General features: G+C 69.8%; 24 protein-coding genes and 1 other RNA gene. 9 read left to right on the top strand and 16 right to left on the bottom strand.

The genetic code is table 11. The features are described 5' to 3' along the window. Nucleotides 1-22: 22 nt before the first annotated feature. Together ffs and CK500_RS07000 are read right to left on the bottom strand one after the other, a co-directional pair. Nucleotides 23-334: signal recognition particle sRNA (ffs, locus tag CK500_RS07005), an RNA gene on the bottom strand. Nucleotides 335-401: 67 nt separating this feature from the next. After that, complete coding sequence (locus CK500_RS07000) at nucleotides 402-815, bottom strand: DUF7548 family protein (protein WP_095636529.1); 414 nt, start codon at nucleotides 813-815, stop codon at nucleotides 402-404. A gap of 157 nt (nucleotides 816-972) precedes the next feature. On the opposite strand from CK500_RS07000, the gene CK500_RS06995 reads away from it, so the two are divergent. Next, complete coding sequence (locus tag CK500_RS06995) at nucleotides 973-1431, top strand: hypothetical protein (RefSeq protein WP_095636528.1); 459 nt, start codon at nucleotides 973-975, stop codon at nucleotides 1429-1431. A gap of 33 nt (nucleotides 1432-1464) precedes the next feature. Here the strand turns inward: CK500_RS06995 and CK500_RS06990 are convergent, their stop codons facing one another. Then, nucleotides 1465-2490, bottom strand: coding sequence for an aldo/keto reductase (locus tag CK500_RS06990; RefSeq protein WP_095636527.1), 1026 nt, complete (start codon nucleotides 2488-2490; stop codon nucleotides 1465-1467). Between the two features lie 145 nt (nucleotides 2491-2635). Between CK500_RS06990 and ileS the strand changes: the two genes are divergently transcribed. The 3 genes from ileS to CK500_RS06975 all read left to right on the top strand — a co-directional run bounded on the left by ileS (nucleotide 2636) and on the right by CK500_RS06975 (nucleotide 7014). After that, on the top strand, nucleotides 2636-5788 hold the full coding sequence (gene ileS / locus CK500_RS06985) for an isoleucine--tRNA ligase (RefSeq protein ID WP_095636526.1): 3153 nt from the start codon (nucleotides 2636-2638) through the stop codon (nucleotides 5786-5788). A gap of 170 nt (nucleotides 5789-5958) precedes the next feature. Beyond that, nucleotides 5959-6468, top strand: a complete 510-nt coding sequence (locus tag CK500_RS06980) for a GNAT family N-acetyltransferase (RefSeq protein WP_095636525.1) — start codon at nucleotides 5959-5961, stop codon at nucleotides 6466-6468. A 51-nt stretch (nucleotides 6469-6519) separates the two neighbouring features. Further along, entirely contained in the window at nucleotides 6520-7014 is a 495-nt protein-coding gene (locus CK500_RS06975; RefSeq protein ID WP_095636524.1) for a hypothetical protein, read from the top strand. A gap of 33 nt (nucleotides 7015-7047) precedes the next feature. On the opposite strand, the gene lrpA1 is transcribed toward CK500_RS06975, so the two are convergent. The 3 genes from lrpA1 to CK500_RS06960 all read right to left on the bottom strand — a co-directional run bounded on the left by lrpA1 (nucleotide 7048) and on the right by CK500_RS06960 (nucleotide 10419). Then, entirely contained in the window at nucleotides 7048-7476 is a 429-nt protein-coding gene (gene lrpA1, locus CK500_RS06970) for an HTH-type transcriptional regulator LrpA1 (protein WP_095636523.1), read from the bottom strand. Nucleotides 7477-7581: 105 nt separating this feature from the next. Further along, nucleotides 7582-8520, bottom strand: coding sequence for a thiamine pyrophosphate-dependent enzyme (locus CK500_RS06965; RefSeq protein WP_095636522.1), 939 nt, complete (start codon nucleotides 8518-8520; stop codon nucleotides 7582-7584). 3 nt (nucleotides 8521-8523) lie between these two features. Continuing rightward, nucleotides 8524-10419 (bottom strand): 2-oxoacid:acceptor oxidoreductase subunit alpha, encoded by a 1896-nt coding sequence (locus tag CK500_RS06960; RefSeq protein WP_095636521.1) that lies wholly within the window; start codon nucleotides 10417-10419, stop codon nucleotides 8524-8526. A 195-nt stretch (nucleotides 10420-10614) separates the two neighbouring features. Between CK500_RS06960 and dph5 the strand changes: the two genes are divergently transcribed. From dph5 to CK500_RS06945, 3 genes are all read left to right on the top strand, one after another. Continuing rightward, on the top strand, nucleotides 10615-11412 hold the full coding sequence (gene dph5 / locus CK500_RS06955; protein WP_095636520.1) for a diphthine synthase: 798 nt from the start codon (nucleotides 10615-10617) through the stop codon (nucleotides 11410-11412). A gap of 243 nt (nucleotides 11413-11655) precedes the next feature. Continuing rightward, a complete protein-coding gene (locus CK500_RS06950; protein ID WP_095636519.1) occupies nucleotides 11656-12042 on the top strand; it encodes a CBS domain-containing protein in 387 nt (128 codons plus the stop codon). A gap of 114 nt (nucleotides 12043-12156) precedes the next feature. After that, nucleotides 12157-12531, top strand: a complete 375-nt coding sequence (locus CK500_RS06945; protein ID WP_095636518.1) for a CBS domain-containing protein — start codon at nucleotides 12157-12159, stop codon at nucleotides 12529-12531. Nucleotides 12532-12563: 32 nt separating this feature from the next. Here the strand turns inward: CK500_RS06945 and CK500_RS06940 are convergent, their stop codons facing one another. From CK500_RS06940 to CK500_RS06900, 9 genes are all read right to left on the bottom strand, one after another. Further along, nucleotides 12564-13811 (bottom strand): MgtC/SapB family protein, encoded by a 1248-nt coding sequence (locus tag CK500_RS06940; protein WP_095636517.1) that lies wholly within the window; start codon nucleotides 13809-13811, stop codon nucleotides 12564-12566. Between the two features lie 229 nt (nucleotides 13812-14040). After that, nucleotides 14041-15003 carry an archaeosortase A gene (gene artA, locus CK500_RS06935; RefSeq protein ID WP_095636516.1) on the bottom strand — a complete coding sequence of 321 codons (963 nt, stop codon included), beginning with the start codon at nucleotides 15001-15003 and terminating at the stop codon, nucleotides 14041-14043. A gap of 155 nt (nucleotides 15004-15158) precedes the next feature. Continuing rightward, on the bottom strand, nucleotides 15159-15611 hold the full coding sequence (locus tag CK500_RS06930) for a transcription elongation factor Spt5 (protein WP_008004357.1): 453 nt from the start codon (nucleotides 15609-15611) through the stop codon (nucleotides 15159-15161). Continuing rightward, on the bottom strand, nucleotides 15611-15787 hold the full coding sequence (locus CK500_RS06925) for a protein translocase SEC61 complex subunit gamma (RefSeq protein WP_006628863.1): 177 nt from the start codon (nucleotides 15785-15787) through the stop codon (nucleotides 15611-15613). Before CK500_RS06925 ends, CK500_RS06930 begins: the two co-directional genes overlap by 1 nt. 146 nt (nucleotides 15788-15933) lie before the next feature. Next, nucleotides 15934-17088, bottom strand: a complete 1155-nt coding sequence (gene ftsZ / locus CK500_RS06920) for a cell division protein FtsZ (RefSeq protein ID WP_095636515.1) — start codon at nucleotides 17086-17088, stop codon at nucleotides 15934-15936. Between the two features lie 160 nt (nucleotides 17089-17248). Continuing rightward, nucleotides 17249-18622, bottom strand: a complete 1374-nt coding sequence (locus CK500_RS06915) for a D-aminoacyl-tRNA deacylase (RefSeq protein WP_095636514.1) — start codon at nucleotides 18620-18622, stop codon at nucleotides 17249-17251. Between the two features lie 356 nt (nucleotides 18623-18978). Beyond that, nucleotides 18979-19929: a calcium/sodium antiporter gene (locus tag CK500_RS06910; protein WP_095636513.1), complete on the bottom strand. Its 951-nt coding sequence runs from the start codon at nucleotides 19927-19929 to the stop codon at nucleotides 18979-18981. 130 nt (nucleotides 19930-20059) lie between these two features. Next, nucleotides 20060-20254, bottom strand: coding sequence for a DUF7333 family protein (locus tag CK500_RS06905; protein ID WP_095636512.1), 195 nt, complete (start codon nucleotides 20252-20254; stop codon nucleotides 20060-20062). A gap of 97 nt (nucleotides 20255-20351) precedes the next feature. After that, nucleotides 20352-21281, bottom strand: coding sequence for a PhzF family phenazine biosynthesis protein (locus CK500_RS06900; protein ID WP_095636511.1), 930 nt, complete (start codon nucleotides 21279-21281; stop codon nucleotides 20352-20354). Between the two features lie 115 nt (nucleotides 21282-21396). On the opposite strand from CK500_RS06900, the gene CK500_RS06895 reads away from it, so the two are divergent. Both CK500_RS06895 and CK500_RS06890 read left to right on the top strand, forming a co-directional pair. Beyond that, complete coding sequence (locus CK500_RS06895) at nucleotides 21397-22746, top strand: alkaline phosphatase family protein (RefSeq protein WP_095636510.1); 1350 nt, start codon at nucleotides 21397-21399, stop codon at nucleotides 22744-22746. Between the two features lie 11 nt (nucleotides 22747-22757). After that, nucleotides 22758-23327 (top strand): DUF7097 family protein, encoded by a 570-nt coding sequence (locus CK500_RS06890; RefSeq protein ID WP_095636509.1) that lies wholly within the window; start codon nucleotides 22758-22760, stop codon nucleotides 23325-23327. 67 nt (nucleotides 23328-23394) lie between these two features. Here the strand turns inward: CK500_RS06890 and CK500_RS06885 are convergent, their stop codons facing one another. Next, complete coding sequence (locus CK500_RS06885; RefSeq protein WP_095636508.1) at nucleotides 23395-24135, bottom strand: hypothetical protein; 741 nt, start codon at nucleotides 24133-24135, stop codon at nucleotides 23395-23397. Nucleotides 24136-24299: the final 164 nt, after the last annotated feature.

The raw sequence follows: 24299 nt of genomic DNA, 5'->3' as shown, positions 1-24299 counted from the left end.
AGAGCGGTAAAACGGGTATGAATGGCGGACAGGCGGGGTAGCCCGGCGTTCCGGCGCGGGGTATCCCGGTTGCCTTCTCCACCCCGCGACCCGACGAGCGACGGGCGTCCGGCGGTGGGCTGCTCGCTTCCGCGCCTGACCCGGTGTCGCCGACGAACCGCGACGGACCGCTCCTGCGAGCGGGCGCCACGGACCGCTGTCCCCGGCGGACGAGGCTTCCACGTTGGCTCTCGGGGCCCGCGCCGGTCAGACCGGACGCGCCCGCTGTTCGGTCCCCGCTAAAGACTACCTCACGGGTGACGAGCGGGGCCTAACCGCCCGACCTAGTCCACTTCGAGGTACACGGCACCACCTTAAGGGCCTTTCGTTCGGCGGATGTCGGCCGCGATCCGGTCCCGCCGCTACGCCAACAGCTCTCGGGCGTACACCGCGGCGGACGCCGGCAGCGGAACCGACAGCGCCACCACGGCGCGGGCGTGCCACTCCAGCCAGCGGTGGTCGGCGAACATCGTGGTGGGTTCGATCGCCGTCGCCCACAGCGCCGCGCTCAGCGTCGTCGCGACGCCGAGCATCACCGCGACGCCCGCGAGCGTCCCCGGGTCGAGGTTGCCGCGCTCGACGGAGGCGATGACGACCACGCCGAGCAGCGCGAACAGGGCGACCCCGGCGGCGCCCAGGGGGCCGGAGGCGTAGTACCCGGCGAGCTGGGTCGCGTACTCGCCGCCCGACACGACGGCGTACGGCGCTGCGAGCGCGAGCACGGTGACGACGCCGGCGGCGATCCCCGCCCGACGCGAGATGTCGCGGAGCTCCATGGCCGTGCGTCGGCGGGGGACGGCGGTAAAAGGACCGGATCGGGGCGGCGGTCTCCCCGAGACTGGTGGCTTCCGGGGCGACGCGCTCCCGAGGCGATGCACCCCCGAGGCGACGCGCTCCCGTAGCGTTTTGGGCCGCCGGCGCGGAGGGTGACACATGACCCTCGACGTCGACCCGCCGGAGCCGCCAGAACTCGCCGCCGTCGACCCCAACGAGTACGAGGACGCGGAGGTCGCGGGCGGGGAGTACCGCCGCGACGAGCTGGAGGCGTTCCTCCGCGAGGGCGCGTGGGAGGAGGCGTTCGCCGAGTGGGCCGCCGGCAGCGACATGGACGAGGCGGACTGGCGGATCGCCCTCGACCTCGAGTTAGTCTCCCGATTCGACTTCTTCTGGGACGACTTCGCCGACCGCGTCGGCTACCACGCGCCCGGGCTCCCCGAGGACTGGAAGGAACGCGACCTCCACCCGGACCTGGACTCGTGGGGCACGGTCTCCGCGATCAACGCGGGGCTCACGGAGCTCGGGCAGATCGTCTGCGAGACGCTGAAAGAGGAGTACATCGACTGGGAGGCGGAGTTCGACGCGCCCGACGACCTGCCCGACTTCGACGAGTAGAGCGGAAAGTTCGGGCGGTCTCGCTTCTCGCGCTCAGTGTCCCCAGAGGTTCCCGTCCGAGTCGTACCGCGCGTCCATGATCCGATCCCACTGTTCGTCGGAGAGGTCGAGGTCGGTCGCCGCCACGTTCTCCGCGAGCTGGTCGGTCGTCCGCGCGCCGACGATGGGGACGCAGGCGAACTCGTCCCACTCGGTGAGCCACGCCAGCGCGACCTGCGCGGGCGTCGCGTCGAGTTCGTCGGCGACCTCCCGGACCGCGTCGAGCACCTTCCAGCCGCGCTCGGAGAGGTAGAAGCGCTCGAACCGGTCGTCGAAGCTTGCCCGCGAGCCGTCCGGCGCGATCACCCGCTCGGGGTCGTCGGGATCCGCGCGCTCGTACTTGCCCGTGAGGAACCCGCCCGCGAGCGGGGAGTACGGACAGACCGCCAGGTTCTGGTCGGCGCACACGTCGAGGTACTCCTTCACGTCCTCGTAGTAGCCGGCGTGGTGGAGCGGCTGGACCACGTCGAAGGAGGCGTAGTCGTTGACGTCGGCGGTCCACAGCGCCTTCGTCAGCTGCCACGCCGCCATCGTCGACGCGCCGAGGTAGTGCACCTTCCCCTCCGAGACGAGCTCGTCGAGGACGCGCATCGTCTCCTCGATGGGCGTCTCCTCGTCCCAGCGGTGGATGTAGTACACGTCGAGGTAGTCGGTGTCGAGCCGGTCGAGCGTCCCCTCGACCTGCGCGCGAACGTGTTTTCGCCCCAGTCCGGAGTCGTTGGGGCCGGGCTCGCCGCGCCCGTCGAACGGGAAGTACACCTTCGAGGCGATCACGTAGTCCTCGCGGTCGCGCTCCGCGAGCCACTCGCCGATGTACTCCTCGCTCGTCCCGTGCGGCGTCCCGTACACGTTGGCGGTGTCGATGAAGTTGATCCCGTGGTCCGCGGCGGCGTCGAGCAGCTCGTGTGCCTCCTCGCGGCCCGTCTCGACGACGCCGTTCGTCTCCCGCCCGAAGCGCCACGTCCCGAAGCAGAGCTCGGAGACGCTGAGTCCCGTGTTACCGAGCCGTCGGTATTCCATGGTCACACGTCTCGCCCGCGATTTATAAACCGTGGCGGCAGCGGCGAGCGACGCGGGAGGTCGGATCGCGTCCGCCCCCGCCAATCCGTGCCACACACCCACGTAACTCCGCCGTATTCAAATATCCGCGCCGAAACCGATCCGTATGGACGAGATCGACGACCAGTACACGCCCGCGGACGTGGAGTCCGGGGTCGACGAGTACTGGGACGAGACGGACGCCTACGAGGCGGCGAAGGAGGCGCACGCCGACGACCCGCCCTTCTTCTTCGTCGACGGGCCGCCGTACACCTCCGGACAGATGCATCTCGGCACGGCGTGGAACAAGACGCTGAAGGACGCGATCATCCGCCACAAGCGGATGACCGGCCACCGCGTCACCGACCGCCCCGGCTACGACATGCACGGACTCCCGATCGAGGTGAAAGTCGAGGAGGAGCTCGGCTTCGAGAACAAGCGCGACATCGAGGAGTACGGGATGGAGTCGTTCATCGAGAAGTGCAAGGAGTTCGCCCTCGAGAACCGGGCGGCGATGGACGAGGACTTCAAGTCGATCGGGGCGTGGATGGACTGGGACGACCCCTACGAGACCATCTCGCCGGAGTACATGGAGGCCGCGTGGTGGGCGTTCTCCGAGGTCGCCGACAACGGGCTCGTCGAGCAGGGGAAACGCTCCATCTCGCAGTGCCCGCGCTGCGAGACCGGGCTCGCCAACAACGAGGTCGAGTACGAGGACGTCGAGGACCCCTCCATCTACGTGAAGTTCCCGCTCGCCGACCGCGAGGGGAGCCTCGTCATCTGGACGACGACGCCGTGGACGATCCCCGCGAACACCTTCGTCGCCGTCGACGAGGAGCTCACCTACAACGCGGTCCGCGCCGAGAAGGGCGGCGAGGAGGAGGTGCTCTACGTCGCCGAAGAGTGCGTCGAGGACGTCCTCACCGAGGGCCGCTACGAGGAGTACGAGGTCGAGGCCGAGCTGACGGGCGAGGAGCTCGTCGGCTGGGCGTACGACCACCCGCTCGCCGATCACGTCGCCGAGTACCCGGACTTCGAGGGCGCCGGGCAGGTGTACGCCGCCGACTACGTGGAGGCCGATCGCACCGGACTCGTCCACTCCGCGCCGGGCCACGGGGAGGAGGACTTCCACCGCGGCACCGAGCTCGGGCTCGAGATCCGCTGTCCCGTCGGCCCGAACGGCGAGTTCACCGAGGCGGCCGGCGAGTACGCGGGCCAGTTCGTGCGCGACGCCAACGACGAGATCATCGACGACCTCGTCGCCGACGGCCAGATGCTCGCGCATGGCACGGTGAACCACAGCTACGGCCACTGCTGGCGCTGTGACACCGGGATCATCCAGCTGGTCACCGACCAGTGGTTCATCTCGATCACGGACGTGAAAGCGGACCTCCTCGACAACATGGAGGACTCGGAGTGGCACCCGCAGTGGGCCCGCGACAACCGCTTCCGCGACTTCATCGAGGACGCGCCCGACTGGAACGTCTCCCGCCAGCGCTACTGGGGCGTCCCGATCCCGATTTGGGTGCCGGAGGACGCGGAGTCCGGGAACCTCGACGACGACATGATCGTGATCGGCACCCGCGAGGAGCTCGCCGAGCGCGTCGAAGAGGACGTCGACCCCGAGTCGATCGACCTCCATCGGCCCGCCGTCGACGACCTCACGATCGTCGAGGACGGGACCACCTACCGCCGCGTCGAGGACGTGTTCGACGTGTGGCTCGACTCCTCGGTCGCCACGTGGGGCACGCTCGGCTACCCGAGCGACGAGGCGGCCCACGACGAGCTGTGGCCCGCCGACCTCATCGTCGAGGCGCACGACCAGACCCGCGGCTGGTTCTGGTCGCAGCTCGGCATGGGCACCGCCGCGGTCGGCGAGATCCCCTACGAGGAGGTCCTCATGCACGGGTTCGCAAACGACGAGGACGGTCGCAAGATGTCCAAGTCCGTCGGCAACATCGTCACGCCGGAGGAGGCGATCGAGCGCGCCGGCCGCGACCCGCTCCGCACCTACCTCCTCAGCCACGACCAGCAGGGCGTCGACCTCTCGTTCGAGTGGGAGGGGCTCGGGGAGATCCAGGGGAAGCTCAACATCCTCTGGAACGTGTTCCGCTTCCCGCTGGAGTACATGGAGCTCGACGGCTACGACCCCGCCGCGGCCGACCTCTCGGACGGCGAGCTCGAACTCGTCGACGAGTGGGTGCTCTCGCGGCTCCAGTCCGTGGAGGCCGAAGTCACCGAGGCGTGGGCCGACTACCGGGTCAGCGACGCCGTCAACGCCGTCGTCGAGTTCGTCACGCAGGACGTGTCGCGCTTCTACGTGAAGGCGGTCCGGGACCGCATGTGGGAGGAGGCCGACTCCGCCTCGAAGCGGGGCGCCTACGCGACGCTCGCGACCGTCCTCGACGAGGTGACGCGGCTGCTCGCGCCGATCGCGCCGTACATGACCGAGCGCATGTACCAGACGCTCGACGGCGAGGCGACGACGGTCCATCAGCTCGCCTACCCCGAGCCCGACGACGGGCTCCGCGACCCCGAGCTCGAACGCGACGTGGCCGTCCTCCGCGACGTGGAGGAGGCCGCCGCGAACGCGCGCCAGCAGGCCGGCCGCAAGCTCCGCTGGCCCGTGCCGCGCGTGGTCGTCGAGAGCGACGACGAGGACGTCACGGCCGCGGTCGAGCGACTCTCGGAGCTGATCGCCGAGCGCGTCAACGCCCGCGAGGTGACCGTCACCGACGCCTTCGACGAGCTCGTCGAGACCGCCGAGCCGCAGATGGCGGCGATCGGTCCCGCCTTCGGCGCCGACGCCCAGAAGGTGATGGAGGCGGTGCAGGGCGCGACCCGCGCCGCGGTCGAGGGCGGCGAGGTGACCGTCGACGGCGAGCCCGTCGACCTCGACGAGGAGATGGTCGAGTACGTCGCGGAGCCGCCGGAGCATGTCTCCGGCGCCGACTTCGACGGCGGATCCGTCTACGTCGACACCTCCCTGACGCCCGAGATCGAGGCCGAGGGGTACGCCCGCGACGTGATCCGGCGGGTCCAGGAGATGCGCAAGGAACTCGACCTGGACGTTGAGGCCCGGATCCGCGTCGGCGTCGCGGTCGACGACGACCGGATCGCCGGGTTCGTCGACGAGCACGCCGACCTGATCGCCGGCGAGGTGCGCGCCGACGCGTGGCTCGACGACCCGAGCGACGCCGCGGACGCGGACGGCGGCCTCGTCGAGGAGTGGGAGGTCGAGGGCGTCGCGGTCACGATCGGGATCGAACCGGTCGCGTGACGACTCGATCGGGATCGTCCCGGACGAACACGAGTCGATTCGTGTGAACGGGGGCGCGTCAGACGCTTAATCCCCGTGTAACTGATCGTTTTCTCGATTTTCTCCTTCGGTCCCCTGTGAAACGTTGCCGACCCGAAACCTATAGGTGACTTCTTTACCCACGGTCGTACATGCATGTCCGGGCGGCCCGGCCCGACGACGCAGAGGCGCTGCGAACGGCGGTCTCGCGAGCCCGCGAGGCGACCGTCTTCGACGACATCGGAGCTCCCCTGCTCGACGTGTCCGCCGCCGGCGTCCGCGAGGCCGCCGCGGAGGCCGAGTGGTCGTTCCTGATGGAAGGGGAGGACGGACCGATCGGCGTCGCCATCGCCCATCCCGACGCCGACGACGCCGCGGAGGGGTCGGGTGCCCCCGGCGCGGACGGGGGTCGCGAGGCCGAACTGCTCGCGCTGTGGGTCCACCCGAACCACGCGGGCGAGGGCGTCGCGAACGAGCTGCTCGCGCGCGTCGCGTCGTCGGTGGCGGACTACGGCGTCGGGACCCTTCGCGCGACCGTCCCCGCCGACAGCCCGGGCGCCACCGAGTTCTTCAGCGCGCACGGGTTCTCGCACCGCGGCACCCGTCGCGGCCCGGCCGGCGACGAGTCGATCGTCGTCGCCGACGTAGAGGCGCTCCGGTGACCGCGCCGCGGACGGGTCGGACTGAAGTGGTCGCCGGCCGAACCGCCGTCCATGACCGGCGCTGACATCGGGACGGCCCTCCTCGTCGCGCTCGGCGGCACGCTCGTGATCGTCGCCCTCGCGAGCCTCCCGGCCGGGAGTCGGCTCCGCAGGCTCTACGGGGTCGACGACCGCGACGACGCAGGCGCGCGGGCGAACGCCGTCGTTCTCGGGGGAACCGGGGCGTTCCTGCTCGCGCTCGCCGCGGCGATCGCGTTCGAGGTCCCCGAGCGACTCGTCGCGGCCGGAGCGTTCGGCGTCGCCGCGGTCGGGACGACGGCGCTCGGCTGGCTCGTCCGCTACCGCGACCGACGCGAACTCCTGACGACGCCGGACGTGAGTCGCGAGCGGGCGCGGCGGCTCGGCGGCGCGGCGATGTGGACCGGGACGCTGCTCTGTCTCCCGCTCGCGGGGATCCTGCTCGGGGCGACCGAATCCGAGATCGCCGGCGCGGCGCTGGGCGCGGCGGCGGTTGCGGGGGTGCTCATCGCGCTCGCCTACCGGTAGAAAGGGCCAGTCCGCTCCGAGGACCGGTCCGGCTTACTTCAGTCGTTCCTGGAGGAAGGAGGGGTGCGCCGCGGTGACGCCGTCGATCGCCAGCAGCTTCTCGGAGATGACGTCGCCGAGCTCGTCGCCGTCGCCGGCGCGGACCTCGGCCATCAGCATGTGGTCGCCGGAGGAGGTGTACAGCGCCTGCACTTCGTCGAGCTCCTTCAGCTTCCGGGTCGCGCCCACGTACTTCCCGGAGTCGACGTCCATCCCGACCATCGCGATCGACTGCGAGGAGAGCTTCTTCGGGTCGATCTCCGCGGAGTAGCCGACGATCACGCCCTTCTCCTCCAGTCGGTCGATGTACTTCCGCACCGTCGGCTTCGAGACGTCGGCCCGGTCGGCGATCTCCGCACAGGAGGCCTGCGCGTCCTCCTCTAACACCGACAGGATCCGTTCTTCCGTCGATACCGTACTCATGACCACCACTTTGTCTCCACGGAAAAAATACCTTGCGAACCGAAAAACGAGACGAACGGACGGCGAATCGCGTCGGGATCGGTCAGGGATCCCGGGTAGGCGGCCTCAGGCGTGCTTGTCGAGGAACATGTCGTGGGAGCGCTCCCACTCGTAGTCGTCGTCCCAGTAGCGCTCGGCCAGCGGCTCCTCGGGCATCTCGCCGATCGCGCGCTTCTCCTCGCCGTAGGACGGGCGGTCCTCATCGACGTAGAAGCGGCCGGTGAGGACCTCGCCCTCGTAGAGCGACTCCTCGGTCGTCCGCATCATCTCCTGGGCCTCGACGCGGTCCGTCTTGTCGAAGTCGTAGTCGTCGGACTCGTTGACGTCGATGTAGGGGACGTACTGGCGCGCGTCCTTGTTCCAGGTCGGACACTGGGTGAGGAAGTCGACGTGCGCGAAGCCGTCGTGCTCGATCGCCTCGATGAGGATCTCCTTGGCCTGGTTCGGGTTGACCGCGGCGGTCCGGGCGACGTACGAGGCGCCGGCGTTGAGCGACATCGAGAGCGGCTTGATCGGCTCCTTGGCGCTACCGGACGGCTGCGTCTTCGACTTGTGACCCTTCGGGCTGGTGGGGGAGGTCTGCCCCTTCGTGAGCCCGAAGATCTCGTTGTTGAAGACGATGTACGTCATGTCGTGGTTCTCCCGGGCCGTGTGGATGAAGTGGTTCCCGCCGATCCCGTAGCCGTCGCCGTCGCCGCCGGCGGCGATCACTTCCAGATCGGGGTTCGCGAGCTTCGCGGCGCGGGCCACGGGCAGCGAGCGCCCGTGGATCGTGTGGAACCCGTACGTGTCGAGGTAGCTGTTCAGCTTGCCGGAACAGCCGATCCCGGTACACAGGAGCGTCTCCTCGGGCGTGCGGCCGACCTCGGGGAGCGCCTGCTTGAGCGCCTTCAGGACGCTGAAGTCACCGCAGCCGGGACACCAGGTCGGCTGGGGCTCGACGCCGGGCGTGTACTCGTCGCGGTCGATCTCTCGCTCCTCTCCGATTGCTGAAAACGTGCTCATGAGTTAGTCACCTGCGGCTGGGACGAAGGTGGTCTGATGGCCGGACGCGTCGCCGTCGCCCTCGATGATCGCGGTCTCGAACCCGTCGACGATCTCCGCCGGCTCGAACGGGTTCCCGTTGTACTTCAGCAGGCTCGACAGCTTCTCGCCGTAGCGGCCGAGGTTCTTCTGGACGAGCCCGCGGAACTGTCCGGAGGCGGTCATCTCGACGACGAGCACCTCGTCGACGCTCTCGACGAACTCGGCGACCTGCTCGGTCGGGAACGGGAGCATGTCGGAGACGCCGTACGACTTCACCGAGACGCCGGCGTCGTTGAGCCGGCCGACGGCCTCCTCGACGGTGCCCTGCTGGCTGCCGAACGTGAGGATGCCGTACTGAGCGTCGTCGGGGCCGGCGTACGAGCCGGTGTCGACCGTGTCGAGATCGGCGCGGATCGCCTCGAGCTTCTCAGTGCGTCGGTCGATCTGCGCGACGCGGTTGTCGGGCGACTCGGCGATGTGCCCGGTGGGGTCGTGCTCGTTGCCGGTCGCGAGGAAGCGACCGCCCTTCTGGCCGGGGACCGACCGCGGGGAGACGCCGTCCTCGACGTCGTGCTGGAAGCGGTGGAACTTCCCGTCGGCCGAGTGCGGCTCGTCGGCCAGCGCGTCCTCCGAGAGCGTCTTCCCGAGCGTCGGGTTCGGCTCGCGGTCGAAGTGGCTCTTGGGGACGTTCGTCATCTCGCCGCCGAGCTTCTGGTCGTACAGGAGGATCGACGGGATCTGGTACTCGTAGGCCAGCCGGAAGGCGATCCGCGACTGCTCGTACGCCTCCTCGACGGTCCCGGGCGCTAAGACGACGCGCTGGGAGTCGCCCTGCGAGGTGTACAGGACGTGTTCGAGGTCGGACTGCTCCGGCTTCGTCGGCATCCCGGTGGACGGGCCGGCGCGCATGGCCTCGACGAGGACGACGGGCGTCTCCGTCATCTCCGCGAGCCCGAGCGGCTCCGACATCAGCGCGAACCCGCCGCCGGAGGAGCCGGACATGGCCTTCACGCCGGCGTGGGAGGCCCCGACCGCGAGCGCGGCCGCGGCGATCTCGTCTTCGACCTGCTCGGAGATCCCGCCGAGCTTCGGCAGGTTCTTCGTCATGATGGTGAACACCTCGGTCCACGGCGTCATCGGGTAGCCCGCGATGAACCGGCAGCCCTCGTCGATGGCGCCGTAGGAGATGGCGTCCGAGCCGGACATGAGCAGCTGCGTCTCGTCGTGCTCGCCGGTCGGCACCGACACGTCCGGGGCGTCCACGTCGTACTCCTCGCGGACCTGGTCGTACGCGATCTGGAGGATCTCGAGGTTCGGCTCGAGGATCTTCTCCGGCATCGCGTCGCGCATGAGGTCCTGGACGTGGTCGAGGTCCATCCCGGTCAGCGCGCAGGTCGCGCCGACGCCGGCGGTGTTCCGCATGACCTCGCGACCCTGATCGCGGGCGAGCCCGCGGAGGTCGAGGGGGTATACGTGCCAGTCGTTCTCCTCGGCGCGCTCCTCGAAGTTCGGGATTTCGGAGGCGTCGAGGAGTCCCTCGTCGTACACGATGACCCCGCCCTCGCGGAGCTCGTCTAAGTTCTCCGAGAGGGGTTTGATCTCCTCGTTCCCGTAGACGGCCTCCTCCTGCGGGTTGCGGGCGAACGAGTCGCCGAGCGCGAGCAGGAAGTTGTACCCGTCTCCGCGGGAGTTCACCGGGTCCGCCGACGCGCGGACCTCGGTGTACGTGTGACCGCCGCGGATCCGCGACGGGTAGTGGCGATGCGTGAAGACGTTGAGCCCCGATCGCATCAAGGCCTTCGCGAAGTTCTGGCTGGTCGAAGCGATCCCGTCACCGGATCCCCCCGATATCCGCCAGATGAGTTCGTCGTCAGTCATAGTGGTATGTGAGCCCGTGAGGGCCTCGTAGGTCGACGTTGTGGTGGTTACCTCTTAGGGCTTGCTATGGAATCACAAGATATGATCATGAAGGACCTTGAGGATCGGCCGTCGCCGACGCCCGGTTCAGTCGTGGTCCCCGAGTGTGCGGCGCCGTTCCGCGCCCTTTTACTCGCCGCCCGCCCGACGGGTCGTATGCTCACGTTCATCGGTCTCGGCCTCTACGACGAGCGGTCGATCACCGTCGAGGGGCGCGAGGCGCTCCGCTCCGCGGACCGGGTGTTCGCGGAGTTCTACACCAGCAAGCTGGTCGGCGCCACCGTCGACGACCTCGAGGCGTACCACGACGCGGCGATCGAGGTCCGGTCGCGCGGGGGCGTCGAGCGGGACCCCGAAGCGATCCTCGCGGCGGCCGAAGAGGGCCACGTCGCGTTCCTCACCGCCGGCGACACGATGATCTCGACGACCCACACGGACCTGCGGCTGCGCGCCGAGGACCGCGGGATCGACACCCGCGTGATCCACGGCGTCACCGCCCAGTCGGCCGCGTCGAGCCTCACCGGGCTCCAGAACTACCGGTTCGGCAAGGCGACGACGCTCCCGTTCCCGTACGCCCACGGCGGCGACGACGTGCCGGGGAGCGTGATCGACACGATCGAGGCGAACCGCGAGCGCGGGCTCCACACCGTCGTCTACCTCGACATCAAAGTCGGCACCGGCCCGACCGGGCCCGACCCGGACCACGAGGAGTACATGACCGCGGACGTCGCCGCCGGCCTGCTCGCCGACGGGTGGGAGGACGCGCTCGCCGTCGTCGTCGCCCGCGCGGGGTCGCCCGATTCGGTCGTCGCCGCCGACCGCCTGAGCGCGCTCGCGGACCGCGAGTTCGGCGACCCACTGCACCTGCTCGTGATCCCCGGCGACCTCCACCACGTCGAGGCCGACGCGCTGGCCGGGCTGGCGGGCGCGCCGGCGGACCTCGTCGAGGAGTGAGCGAGCCGCGGGGGCCGGTGGCGACGAAGGGACGACGGAGCGGTGACGAAGGGACGACGGAGCGGTGACGAAGGGACGACGGAGCGGTGACGAAGGGACGACGGAGCGGTGACGAAGGGACGACGGAGCGGTGACGAAGGGGCGACGGAGCGGTGACGAAGGGGCGACGGAGCGGTGACGAAGGGGCGACGGGACGGGTGACGACCCCACGTTTGATGACCCCGGGCCGCGTTATCACGCCACATGTCTGACCTCGCCGTCGAGCGGCTCATGTCGACCGATCTGCTCACCATCGAATCGGGCGCCTCGGCCGCGACGGCCGCCCGACGGATGCTCGAAACCGGGAAGAACTCGATCCTCGTCGTCGACGGGAGTCGACGACTGAAGGGGTTGATCACCGCGACCGACTTCGTCTCGCTCGTCCGGGAGAACGATCCCGAAGACGAGACGGCGGTCGAGGCGTTCATGACGACCGACGTGGTGACGGTCGAGCCCGACGACACGGTCGAGGAACTCGCCGAACCGACCGTACACGGCTACACCCACCTGCCCGTCGTGGACGGGGAGGGAGAGCTGATCGGGATGGTGTCGACGACCGACCTCACCGCGTTCCTCTCGGGGAAGCGGTAGGCGACCCGTCGGCGGCGCGGGGGACGCGGTCGCCGCCGCGACGCCCGGTGACGACACCACCGTCGCGTTGCACCAGCCGGAAGAGTCATCTGGTGTGGTAACACACAGCAGAGTATGGATCTGGACGACCGGACGCGCGTCAGCGAAGTCATGTCGACGCCGCTGGAAACGATCGGGGCCGACGAACCGCTCAGGCAGGCGGCGCGTCGCATGAGCGACGGCGACATCAGCGCGCTCGTCGTGACCACCGGCGGCGGCTGTATCGTCACCCAAAGCGACATCGTCGGCGCCGTCGCAGAGGGCCGCGACCTCGGCGAGACGGTCGTTCGCGACGTGATGACCGAAGACGTCGAGACCGTGACCCCGGACCTCATGATGGAGGAGGTCGCCGCGATGATGACGATGTACGGCGTGAAACACCTCCCCGTCGTCGACGACGACTACGTGGGGATGGTCTCGTCGACCGACGTGGCCGAACACCTGTCGTGAGCGGGCCGAGACGGCCCACCCTCACGCGGCGGTCATAGGAAGAGCAGCGGTGCGCCGACCGCGATCCCGACCGCGATCAGCGCGAGGTTCCAGAACAGGACCGGACGGACCAGCTCCCGCGCGATGCCCGCCGCGAACGCCGTCTTGACGAGGACGCTCGCGACCGTCCCCGCGACGACCCCCGCGACCGCGGTGTCGACCGCGATCTGACCGGTTCCGAGGAGCGAGACGGCCGTGGTCGTCGCCGTGCCCGAGGAGACTAGCCCCGCGAGGAACGAGGTGGCGACGAACCCGCCGGCGCCGAACGCCCGCTCGGCGCCCGCCGAGACGAGCAGGACGACGAGGAACAGCGCCCCGAACGTCAGGGCGTTCCGGAGGCTGAACGGCGACGTGAGATCCGCCTCCACCGTCGCCCGCCAGTCGCTTCGCCACACCGCGATCGCGACGCCGGCGACCGTGATCGCGCCCAGCGGCGCGCCCACTATCAGGGCGGCCTCGGGGACGAAGGCGGCGACGACCGCGGCGTTCCGGAGGGCCATCGCGGCGTTCGCCAGCAGGATCGAGCCCACCGCGATGTCGAGCAGGTCCGCCCGCCCCTTCGCGCGTTTCGCCATCTCGGCGACGACCGCGGTGGAGTTCACGAGCCCGCCGAAGAAGCCGGTGACCGCGTAGCCGCGCCCCTGATACCGCTTCACCAGGACGTAGTTGACGAAGCCGATGGCGCTGACCGCGACGACCAGCGACCAGATGAGCCGGGGCTGGACCGCGCCCCAGGGGTCGACGGTCTCCGCCGGGAGCAGCGGGAAGACGACGAACGCGAGGATCGTGAACTCCACCGCGCTGCGGACCTCCTCCCGGGAGAGCCCCCACGCGAACTGGTGGAGCTCCCGCTTCAACACGAGCAGCAGCGAGGAGAGCACGGCCACCGTCACCGCCTCGATGAAGAACTCCTCGGCGACGAGCGCGCCGACCCCGTAGGTGACGAGCATCGACACCGACGTGGTCAGCGAGAGCCCGTCGACCTCCTCCTCGACGAAGCTCCGGACGGCGAGCAGCACCGCGCTGGCGACGATCAGCACGCCGCCGACGATCAGGAGCCCGTCGTCGCCGAGCAGGGAGAAGACGGCCGCCGCGAGGCTGATCAGCGCGAACGTCCGGATCCCCGCGGACTTCTGTGACCACTCCCGCTCCAATCCGAGGAACATCCCCAGCGCAGTCGCCAAGACGAGCTTCGCGACGTTCGTCTCGAGGTAGACCAGCGGGTCGACGGCGCTCAACACGGGGCCTCACCTCGCCGCCGGTGTCGTCGACCCCGTCGTCGTCTCCGCCGACCCAACCGTCGCCGACCCAACCGTCGCCGACCCAACCGTCGCCGCACCCCCCGCCGGCCACGCAGCTCCCGTTCCGACCGAGTCGTCGCGTCCATACGCCGAACCACTCGACAGCGGCATCTATAGCTTACTATATATTGATATATAGTTCGGAGAGGCCCGTCGGAGCCGTGCCGCGTCAGCGGTTCGTCGGCTCCCGCGGGAGGTCGAGGGCCTCCGTCAGGTCGTGCTCTTCGCCGGTGAGCAGGTAGAGCACGTCTTCGAGGACGACCACGAGTTCCGGCAGCTCCCGCACCACGAGGAAGGTGATCCCGATCAGCGCCACGACCGCGAGCAGCTGGCTCATGATCCGGTCGGAGATCAGGAAGGACACCCGATAGGGGTCACTCGCACCGAACATCGCCAACACGAGGTCCGTCTGCCACTGCATGTACTGGTTGCCGGAGACGACCGAGATGAACGTCGTCCGGAGGATGTTGAGGACGTAGATGAGCGAGACCGACACCGCGAGCCCGCGGAGCTTCCGCCGCAGGGGCGCCTCGACCGCCGCGACGAGCCCGCCGAAGATCGCCATGCTCCCGAGCCCCGTGCAGGCGAGCACGATGTCGATCCGGTAGGTGTGGCCGTCGTCGAGCGTCCACAGGTAGGCCGCGTTGTACCCCTCGCTGCTCGCCACCCGCTCCGGCGCGTAGCCGAGGAGGTCGATGAGCATCCCGGTCTGGGTCGCGACCGCCTCGATCAGGATCCGGCGGGGTTCGGGGAACGCGACCCCGCCGAGCGTGAACGCGGGAATCGTCTCGAACGGGAGGTAGATGAACAGCATGATCGCGATCGCCCGCGTGAGGGTGAACAGCGACGCCCGCCCGTTGTACAGGAGGTACCCCGCGTACATGCAGGCCGGCACCCCGACGAGCGCGAGGATCGACTCGACGTAGCTCTGGTGCTCGAACGCGAAGTACGGCACCGTCGTCAGCCAGAAGAGCCCGAACAGCGCCCACGTCCCGGCCGCGAGCGACCGGCCCGCCGCCAGCCCGCGGCTGTCGAGCAGCCACGCGACGGCGAAGAGGATCGCGACGAGCCAGGCGAACGTGAACGTGTCCGGCAACAGGCTCAGCGCCGCCGGTACGCCGGAACCGAACATGCCCGACCGTCAGTCGTCGGCGGATAAAGCCCTTGTCGTTACCGACGATCGGATCGCACGACCGACCGCGGCCGCGAACCCCACCGACGGCGAATTCTCGAAGCGACGCTCCGCGCGGGGAAACGCGTTTCCGAAAACGGACCGCTATCGGTCGCTTACCGCTCGTCCGAGTCGAGCACGCGGATCTGGTCGCCGCGGACCGTCACCGGGATCGGAACGGTCGCCTCGTACAGCTCGACGGTCACCTGGTCTTTGCCCTCGTCGATGCGCTGGACGCGGGCCTTCTCGCCCTTGAACGGGCCGGCGATCAGCTCGACGATGTCGCCCTCGGCGATCCCCTCCACGTCGGGTGTCGGCGAGAGGAAGTGCTCGACCTCGGAGAAGGGGCTCTCCGCCGGCCCCTCCGACCCCTGAATCACGCCGCGGGCGTGCGGGATCTCGTCGAGGATCCGGGCGAACACGCTCCCGTCGGTGGCCTCGACCATCACGTAGCTCGTCAGCTGGTCGGGGGCGATGACGGCCTGAATCTCCGGCATCTCCTTCTCCGCGAGCATGTCGGCGACGGTACGCTCCTGGCTCGCGGTGGTCTTGACCGAGAAGATCGGCATTACGCGCCGACCCCCGGCAGGAGGCTCATGATCGCGAACATCAGGAAGCCGATGAAGCCGATGAGTAAGATTCCGGCGCCAGCGATCTTCGACACCTGGAGGAACTCGTCGGTGCTCGGCGTGCTCGCCAGTTTCAGCACCCGAATGTAGCTGTTGAGGTCGTACGGAACGTCCATGTTGCGAGAGAGTTCGAGTCGATCCGGTTTTTACCTTTTGATGCGAGGCGGGGACAGCCGAGAGCGGCCGAATGGACGGAAACGAACGAGAACAACCGGAAGCGACGAGAGACGGACAGAAACGGTCGGCGTTCGCGCCGGACGCGTTACTCCACGTAGTCGATGTCTTCCATCTCGGGGGAGCTCCCTTCGGGCGCCTCCCCGTTACGGCCGTAGATCTGCGGCGACTCGACCCCGGTCACGACGATCATAGTCCGCATCTCGCCTTCGAGCTCCTCGTCGACGGAGGTCCCCCAGATGATCCGGGCGTCGGGGTCGATCCGGTCGTAGATCTCCTCGACGACGCCCTCGGCCTCCTCGATGGACATGTCGGTGCCGCCGGTGACGTTCACCAGCGCGGAGTTGGCGCCGGAGATGTCGACGTCGAGCAGTGGAGAGCGCAGCGCGGACTTCACCGAGTCCTGCGCCTTCGAGTCGGAGTCGGACTCGCCGAGGCCGATCATCGCGACGCCGCCCTTCTCCATGACGGTGCGGACGTCGGCGAAGTCGAGGTTGACCAGGCCGGGCATCGTGATGAGCTCCGTGATCCCCTTCACCGAGCGCATCAGCACCTCGTCGGACACCTTGAACGCCTGCCGGACGGGGAGCTTCCCGACCGCGTCGAGCAGGCGGTCGTTGGGGACGACGATGACCGTGTCGGAAACGTCGCGGAGCCGCTCTAAGCCCGCCTCGGCGTTCGTCCGCCGGACCTCGCCCTCGGCCGTGAAGGGGGTCGTGACGATGGCGATGGTGAGCGCGCCCGACTCGCGGGCGGCCTTCGCGACGACCGGCGCCGACCCGGTCCCCGTGCCGCCGCCGAGCCCGGCGGTGACGAACACCATGTCGGAACCGTCGATGGCGTCCTGGATCTCCTCTTGGGACTCGATGGCGGCCTCCTCGCCGACCTGTGGGAGGGAACCGGCGCCGCGGCCCTGCGTCTTCTGCTGGCCCATGAGGATCTTCGTGTCGGCCTCGATGTTGACGAGGTGCTGGACGTCGGTGTTGGCGGCGACCAGCTTCGCCCCGTGGATCCCCTCCTCGGTCATCCGGTTGACCGTGTTGCCGCCGGCGCCCCCGCAGCCGACGACCGTGATGTTGGTCTGGAGGTCCTGGAGGACGTCCTGCAGCTCCTCGTCGGTCATCGTTCCGGTCTGTGGCGGCGCACCGGCGGCCGCGTCGTTCGCGCCGGCGCCGGCCTCCCCGGCGTCGTCCGCCGGGGATTCCTCGGCTTCGTCGATGGCGTCCTCTACGATAGAGTCCATTATATGGTGTGGTTGCGACCCGGACGTATTTATTTTTGCCCGATCGTCTGACGCGAGTCAGACGGCCGGAGACGGACTCCAGAGCCGACGAAACCCGCGTATCACTGTTCGAAAACGAATGACGGGGCCGCCGATCCGCGAGGCCCCTCCCTCCGAATCGTCACTCGATCGGGAACCGCTCTCTCCGCGCCCGCGACACGTCTTCTGGCGCGACCGTCTCGCCGTCGACGTCGACCGACTCGCCGTTCGCGAGGCGCCCGAACGCCGGGCCCTCCGGGACGCCGCGCTCGGCGGCGAGCCCCGGATCGAACGCGGTCTCGCGGGCGATCACGGCGCCGTCGGCGACCTCGACTGCGTCGTAGCCGCGCTCCAACACCGCCGCCAGCTCCGCGACGAGGTCGTCGTACCCGGGCGACCCCCCGCCGGCGGCGAAGGCGGCCCGCCCCGTCGCCCGCGTCCCGGCCTGCTCGGTGTCGAAGGCGACGGCGTTCGCTTCCACGGCCGCGCGGGCCGCGTCCGCGTCCACGCCCTGCGCCCGCGAGAGCAGTTCGCCCGGCAGCGGTCGGACGCGGATCGTGTCGGGGGACGCGGGGGCGACCTCGCCGAATCGGAGCCCCTCGTCGACCGTCGCGATCTCCCCTTCCAGCCGCTCGACCAGCGGCAGGGGCCGATCGCCGACCTCGCGCACCCACGTCTCGCTCACGACGCGGTGGCCGAGCTCCTCGACCGTCGCCGCGAGGTCGGGCCTGTCGCCCTCGATCACGGCCAAGTCCGCGCGGCTCCGCGCGAACGCCTGTTCGATCACGTCCGAGTTCGCGTCGGGCGCGCCCATCTCCCCGAGCGCCCAGTCGGCGCCGATATGACCCACGGCCCACTCGGTCTCGCGGACGATCCGGGTGAACCGCGGGGCGTAGTGGCCGCCGCCGAAGCCGACGACGTGGCGGGGGCGGGTATCGCCGGCTTCGCCCCCCTCGTCGATCAGGTCCGCGCCGGTCCCCCGGAGGTCGAGCACCGCCCGCGCGACCGCCCGGGCCGCCTCCGAGTCGGTCCACTGGGGCTCGTCCGAGCCGAGTTCGACGAACAGCGACGGGACGGCGGTCGCGGTCGGGCCGTGGTGCGTGCACTCGATCCCCACCTCGTACCCCTCGGGGGCGTACGCGGCGAGCGCCTCGACGACGCGCTTTTCGGCGCCCGGCGCGGCTCGCGCCAGCGTCTCCGGCTCGCCGCCGTACGGCGCGGGGCCGAAGTTCCCGGTGACGTGGGCGGTCAGCAGTTCCCCCGTCTCGCCGGAGTGCCGGGAGACGAACGCGAGGAACTCGGGGTCGCAGTCGAAGGCGGCGACCGGGTCCTCCAGCTCGATGTGGAGCTCGTCGAACTCCCGCAGCTCGAACCCGTCGGTCCGGTAGTACGTCCCGCCCCCGTCGGCGTCGGGGCGGCTCGGGTCCTCGCGGAGGTCCCAGTCGCCGACATCGAGCAGCTGCTCGCCGATGTGTTCCGAGGCGCTGTCGGCCCGGCTGACGACGATCGCTATCACGGATCGCGGTCGGGGTCGGGCGACCGAATAGGCGTCGATACGAGGTCGACGGAGCAGCGGCGGTTTCGCCTGTCTGTCCGGTCGATCGCTTATAAGTGGGCGATGCTGGTTCGGTGGTGAACGCCTCCAAAGCCCCGGCCGCCCCTTTGAGTCCCGCCCCACACCGCAACCGCAGCCTCACACCTCCCCAGCCTCGTCGGTGGTCCTTCGCTCCGCTCCGGACCACCGACTCCCTCGCACGTCGGGGTTCGCGCCCGAACGGGCGCTCACCGGCGCGCGCCACCGCCGATGGTCCATCTCGCATTTATAAATGACAGTTGTCTTCGATCGCCGTCTACCCGACGTATTCGCCGATCTCACGGCAGCAGCAGGTAGATGAACGCGACGTAGCCGGCGACGAGGACGCCGCCGTCGACCCGCGAGATGCGCTCGCCGCGGTACATCAGGCCGACAAGCAGCGCGGTGAACGCGAGCAGCGCAGGGAACTCGAAGCCGCGCACGCCGGGGCTCACGCTGATCGGGGTGATGACGGCGACGACGCCGATGACCGCGAGGATGTTGTAGATGTTCGACCCCACGACGTTGCCCACGCTGAACTCGGCCTCGCCGCGGACCGCGGCGACGACGCTGGCGGCCAGCTCCGGCAGCGAGGTCCCCAGCGCCAGCACCGTGAGCCCGATGAAGATGTCGGAGAAGCCCGCGGCCGACAGCAGCGACTGGCCGCCCTCAACGAGCCAGCGCGACCCGAGCACGAGGGCGACGAGCCCGCCGAGGACCGCGGCCGCGTCGCGGGCTCGCGCGTCGGGCATCTCCGCGCGTTCGGCGTCGGAGATCCCGGACTGCGTCTGCTGGACCCGCCGCAGGACGACCGCGGTGAACGCGACGAGGGCGACGAGCAAGAGGACGCCGTCGACCGCGCCGATCCGACCGTCCCAGCCGAGCCCGACGAGGAGCAGCGCGGCGAGCACCATGAACGGGACGTGGCGCTCGAACACCGTCCGCGAGATGTCGAGCGGGCGGATCAGCGCGGAGACGCCCAGCACGAGCCCGATGTTGGCGATGTTGGAGCCGACGATCGCGCCCAGTCCGGTGTCGGTCGACACCGTGATCGCGCCCAGCAGGGAGACGAACAGCTCCGGGGCGGTGGTCGCGAACGCGACGACGGTGACGCCGACCGTCGACGCCTTCAGCCCGACCGCGAGCGCGAGGTCGCCGGCGCCCTTGACGAGCAGCTCGGCGCCGGCGTACAGGAGGGCGGCGCCGCCGGCGAGCAACAGGAGTTCCGTGAGCGGCGACCCGAGTAGCACGGGTCCGGGTTGTCGTCGGCATTTTAAAAAGCGTCGTGGTTCCGGAGCGCCGCTGATGCGGGGAGCGGGACGCGTCGAGAAACGGGACGCGTCGGGGAGCGGGCGCGACGAGGAGCGGGACGCCTGCGACTCAGGCGTGCGTCGCGCGGAACTCGCCGTGTTTCATCCCGACGACGAACGCGATGGCGCCGAAGACGACCATCGAGGGGAGGACCATCATCAGCGTCGTCGAAAGCGCCATCGGCGAGCCGAAGGCGACCCCGGCGGTCCCGAGGGCGATGACGAGCGCGACGATGCCGGCCGCACGTGGAAGGTCGAACTCCATGGCCACGATACGGCTCGCGGACTCCTAAGAGTTCGGCCCGCGGAAACGCCGTCCCCGGAAAGCGAGCCGCATCGCCCACGGTCCGCCGATGCAAGCGCTACGCCTCGATGATCTCGTCGTCGTCGTCCGCCGGCACACGCAGCTCGCCGTCCATAGAGACGACCGCCTTCCCGCCGACGCGAACCGAATCGCCGTCGACCCGGACGCGCACGTGGCCGGGCCGGTCGACGAAGTGGCCCTGCTCGAAGCGCAGCTCGTCGGGGAAGTCGCCGTCGAACGCGCCGACCTCGCGGAGGTAGGCGCCGACCGCGCCGCTCGCGGTCCCGGTGACGGGGTCCTCGGGCACGCCGACCGCCGGGGCGAACGCCCGCCCGTGGAGCGTCGAGTCGGCGTCGAGCGCGTCGAACGTGAACGCGTACACGCCGGCCGCGTCGTACGCCTCGGAGATCGCCTCGATCGCGGCCGCGTCGGGCTCGGCCTCGCCGAGGCGTTCGAGGAAGTTCACGGGGACGACGAGCCACGGGAGGCCCGTGGAGGCGACCGCGACCGGGAGATCGGCGCCCACGTCGCGCAGGGCGGCCGGGTCGATCCCGAGCGCGTCGCCGAGGCGGTCGGCGTCGAGGTCGGCTCCCCCGTCGCCGTCGGGATCTACCACGTCCACCGTCGGCGGGTTCTGCCGCATCCAGACGGTCCCGTCGTCGTCGACCGTGACCTCGAGGTCGCCGACGTTCGTCCGGAGGGTCCGGTCGCCGGCGTCGATCGCGCCCTCGGCGAACAGGGCGCTGTACGTCGCGATCGTGGCGTGGCCACAGAGGTCGACCTCGGTCGAGGGCGTGAAGTATCGGAGCCGGTCGTCAGCACCCTCGGCGTCGGACAGGAACGCGGTCTCGGAGGCGCCGATCTCCGCGGCGATCCGGCCCATCTGGTCGTCGCTCAGTCCCGCGGCGTCCGGCACGACGCCGGCGACGTTCCCGGCCAGCGGCTCGTCCGCGAACGCGTCGACGAGAAGCGTGCGTCGCGTCTCCATGCGCCACCGTGACGGGCCGCCCTCAAAAGGGTCCCGAGAGGGGGCGCGGCGTCCGGACGCGGCGCGGCCGGAGAGCGATGTGAACCCTTTTGCCCTCCACGGCGGATGTACCCCTATGGGCCTCTTCGACCGGCTGCGAGGGAACGACACGCCCCGCGTGGCGTTCATCGGGATCGACGGGCTCCCCCACCGCCTCGTCGCCGACAACCCGGACGCGTTTCCGACGCTGTCGGCGATCGCCGACGAGGGCGACGGGGGACCGATCGACAGCGCCGTGCCGCCGGAATCGAGCGCGTGCTGGCCGGTGCTCACGAGCGGCGTGAACCCCGGCGAGACCGGGGTGTACGGCTTTCAAGACCGCGAGGTCGGCTCGTATGACACCTACGTCCCCATGGGTCGAGACGTGCAGGCGACGCGGGTCTGGGACCGCGCGACCGACGCCGGCCTCGACGCGACCGTGATGAACGTCCCCGTCACGTTCCCGCCCCAGCGGACGGTCCAGCGCATGGTCTCGGGTTACCTCTCTCCCGACGTCGACAAGGCGTCACACCCGGAGGAGCTCCGGGAGTACCTCACCGAGAGCGACTACAGGCTGTCCGTCAACGCGAAGCTCGGCCACCGCGAGGACAAGACGGAGTTCATCGAACAGGCCCGCGAGACCCTCGACGCCCGCGCGGCGGCGTTCTCCCGCTACGTCGAGAAGGACGACTGGGACCTGTTCCTCGGCGTGTTCTCCACCCCGGACCGGATCAACCACTTCCTGTGGGGCGACTACGCGGAGGGAGGCCGGTACCGCGAGGAGGTACTGGAGTTCTACGCCGCCCTCGACGAACACATCGGCGCGATCCGGACGGCGCTCCCGAACGACGTGCGGCTCGTCGTCGGCTCCACCCACGGGTTCGAGCGGCTCCGGTACGACGTGTACTGCAACGAGTGGCTCGAACGCGAGGGGTGGCTCTCGTACGAGGACGGCGACGACCACGGCTCGCTGTCGGACATCGCCGACGGCGCCCGCGCGTACTCGCTCGTTCCCGGTCGCTTCTACCTCAACGTGGAGGGCCGCGAGCCCGACGGCGTCGTCCCCGAGTCGGAGTACGAGGCGGTCCGCGAGGAGCTCCGAGCCGACCTCGAGGCGTGGGAGGGACCGGACGGGAACCCGGTCGCGAAGCGCGTCGTCGAGCGCGAGACGGTGTTCCGCGGCGACCACGACGCCATCGCGCCCGACCTCGTGGTGATCCCGAACGAGGGGTTCGACCTCAAGTCCGGGTTCCGCCCGCACGACGCGGTGTTCGATCCGGACGGCCCCCGGACCGGGATGCACACCTTCGAGGATGCCGCCCTGTTCGTCGATCACCCGGACGCGAAGGTCGAGGACGCGGACCTGCTCGACGTCGCCCCGACCATCCTGCGCCTGCTCGACGTTGACTACGGCCGGACCGACCTCGACGGCGCGAGCCTCGTCTGAGGGCGCCGATCATGGAACGCACGCCGGACGGAACGCCGGTCGGCGTCGACGACCCGTACGCGGTCGCCGGCGTCTGCGACCACCTCACCGACGACGGTCGCTGTCGCTTCGCGCTGACGCGGGCCGGTGACGATCCGGAGTTCGCCGCCGACCGACGCCGAGACGGCTACGCCTGCCACGTCGGCGCCGACGGCAAGTGGCGGGCGTGCCCGCACTACCGGTCGACGACCGACGGGAGAGAGTGCTACCGGTGCGGGCTGTCGGAGGTCAGACTGGCTCACGACGACGCCCGGCCGCTGGTGGAGGAACATCACCTCTCGTACGGCGACGCCGAGTCCTCCTCGCTCGACACCGACGACGCCGAATCTCCCTCACCCGACACCGACGGCGCCGGCCCTCACGAGATCACCGTCGCGCTGTGTCGCTGGTGTCACACGAAGGTCCACAAGTCGTTCGCCCGGATCGACGACGACGCCAGTCCCGATCCCGAGGCGGTCGCGGCGCGGGAGAGCCGGCGGAGCAAGGAGCAGTCTGAGTCCGCGTTCGAGGCCGCGAGCGAGCGGTTCGACCGGGAGGAGTGACGGCGGACGCGGGAGGAAGGGTCGGCGGACGCGGGAGGAGTGACGGCGACAGGAGACGGTCAGCGCGTCAGCCGTCCGGCTGCGGACGGATCAGGTTCGCCAGCGCGACGAGCAGGCCGAGGAACCAGCCGAGCGGGACAGAGATGCCGATCCACATCAGCACGTAGCCGAGGCCCGTGACGCCCCACTGCTGCCCGAACGTCTCCAGGTCGAAGGCGCCGCGGAGCGTCTCGTTGATCCCGCCGACGGCGAGGAACGTGTCGAGGATCCAGCGCGCGAGCTCGTAGCTCGGGTCGAGGACCACGTTCGAGATCGAGGGCGTCAGCAGCGCGGCGACGACCGGCGGCAGGAAGATCGCCGTCATCGCGAACGGGTACGCGAGGACGACGCTGACGAACCGACCGCCGAGCTTCGAGAATCCGGCGGCGAGCCCGGCGGCGACGACGGCGACGACGCTGGCGCCGCCGATCCCGAGCATCACCTCCGTCGGCAGTTGGAAGTGCGCGAGGAGGGTGAGCGACCCCCAGACGACCGTGGCGACGATCACCGCGCCGAGCACGCCGAACCGCGTGACCGCCGAGTCGAGCTTCGCCGCGTAGTACCGGGTGGCGAACCCGACGAGCAGGAGGGGGTACGCCACCGCCACGAGCGGGGCTCCGAGGACCGCCCAGAGGTAGTACCCGACCGTCTGGACGGTGGTCTCCGGCTTCCACTTCCCCAACACCGCGCTCGGATCGAGCTGCCTGGGGAAGACGACCTCCATCCACGTCTCGTGGAGACGGACGACGTCAAGGAGGAGCGCTTCCACCAGTCCGATTTGTCCTCGGCGTTCCATTTGGCTCACCTCGCGCGCGACACACCGTGAACTTTGTGCCTTCGACTCCCCCGCCCGACCGCGACGCGACGCCCCCGAGATCGACCGGCTTCCGAAGCCGCTAGCGCCGGCAGAACGGCCCCGTATCGCGAGATTAT

The sequence above is a fragment of the Halorubrum salipaludis genome (assembly GCF_002286985.1).
Classification (GTDB): Archaea; Halobacteriota; Halobacteria; order Halobacteriales; family Haloferacaceae; genus Halorubrum; species Halorubrum salipaludis.
Note: the sequence above shows the minus strand (reverse complement) of the source record. Positions and strands in the feature narration are given on the sequence as shown.

Excerpts from the sequence above, each read along its gene's own strand:
- CK500_RS07000 (WP_095636529.1), bottom strand. The coding sequence starts at position 815 with ATGGAGCTCCGCGACATCTCGCGTCGGGCGGGGATCGCCGCCGGCGTC.
- CK500_RS06995 (WP_095636528.1), top strand. The coding sequence starts at position 973 with ATGACCCTCGACGTCGACCCGCCGGAGCCGCCAGAACTCGCCGCCGTC.
- CK500_RS06990 (WP_095636527.1), bottom strand. The coding sequence starts at position 2,490 with ATGGAATACCGACGGCTCGGTAACACGGGACTCAGCGTCTCCGAGCTC.
- ileS (WP_095636526.1), top strand. The coding sequence starts at position 2,636 with ATGGACGAGATCGACGACCAGTACACGCCCGCGGACGTGGAGTCCGGG.
- CK500_RS06980 (WP_095636525.1), top strand. The coding sequence starts at position 5,959 with ATGCATGTCCGGGCGGCCCGGCCCGACGACGCAGAGGCGCTGCGAACG.
- CK500_RS06975 (WP_095636524.1), top strand. The coding sequence starts at position 6,520 with ATGACCGGCGCTGACATCGGGACGGCCCTCCTCGTCGCGCTCGGCGGC.
- lrpA1 (WP_095636523.1), bottom strand. The coding sequence starts at position 7,476 with ATGAGTACGGTATCGACGGAAGAACGGATCCTGTCGGTGTTAGAGGAG.
- CK500_RS06965 (WP_095636522.1), bottom strand. The coding sequence starts at position 8,520 with ATGAGCACGTTTTCAGCAATCGGAGAGGAGCGAGAGATCGACCGCGAC.
- CK500_RS06960 (WP_095636521.1), bottom strand. The coding sequence starts at position 10,419 with ATGACTGACGACGAACTCATCTGGCGGATATCGGGGGGATCCGGTGAC.
- dph5 (WP_095636520.1), top strand. The coding sequence starts at position 10,615 with ATGCTCACGTTCATCGGTCTCGGCCTCTACGACGAGCGGTCGATCACC.
- CK500_RS06950 (WP_095636519.1), top strand. The coding sequence starts at position 11,656 with ATGTCTGACCTCGCCGTCGAGCGGCTCATGTCGACCGATCTGCTCACC.
- CK500_RS06945 (WP_095636518.1), top strand. The coding sequence starts at position 12,157 with ATGGATCTGGACGACCGGACGCGCGTCAGCGAAGTCATGTCGACGCCG.
- artA (WP_095636516.1), bottom strand. The coding sequence starts at position 15,003 with ATGTTCGGTTCCGGCGTACCGGCGGCGCTGAGCCTGTTGCCGGACACG.
- CK500_RS06930 (WP_008004357.1), bottom strand. The coding sequence starts at position 15,611 with ATGCCGATCTTCTCGGTCAAGACCACCGCGAGCCAGGAGCGTACCGTC.
- CK500_RS06925 (WP_006628863.1), bottom strand. The coding sequence starts at position 15,787 with ATGGACGTTCCGTACGACCTCAACAGCTACATTCGGGTGCTGAAACTG.
- ftsZ (WP_095636515.1), bottom strand. The coding sequence starts at position 17,088 with ATGGACTCTATCGTAGAGGACGCCATCGACGAAGCCGAGGAATCCCCG.
- CK500_RS06905 (WP_095636512.1), bottom strand. The coding sequence starts at position 20,254 with ATGGAGTTCGACCTTCCACGTGCGGCCGGCATCGTCGCGCTCGTCATC.
- CK500_RS06900 (WP_095636511.1), bottom strand. The coding sequence starts at position 21,281 with ATGGAGACGCGACGCACGCTTCTCGTCGACGCGTTCGCGGACGAGCCG.
- CK500_RS06895 (WP_095636510.1), top strand. The coding sequence starts at position 21,397 with ATGGGCCTCTTCGACCGGCTGCGAGGGAACGACACGCCCCGCGTGGCG.
- CK500_RS06890 (WP_095636509.1), top strand. The coding sequence starts at position 22,758 with ATGGAACGCACGCCGGACGGAACGCCGGTCGGCGTCGACGACCCGTAC.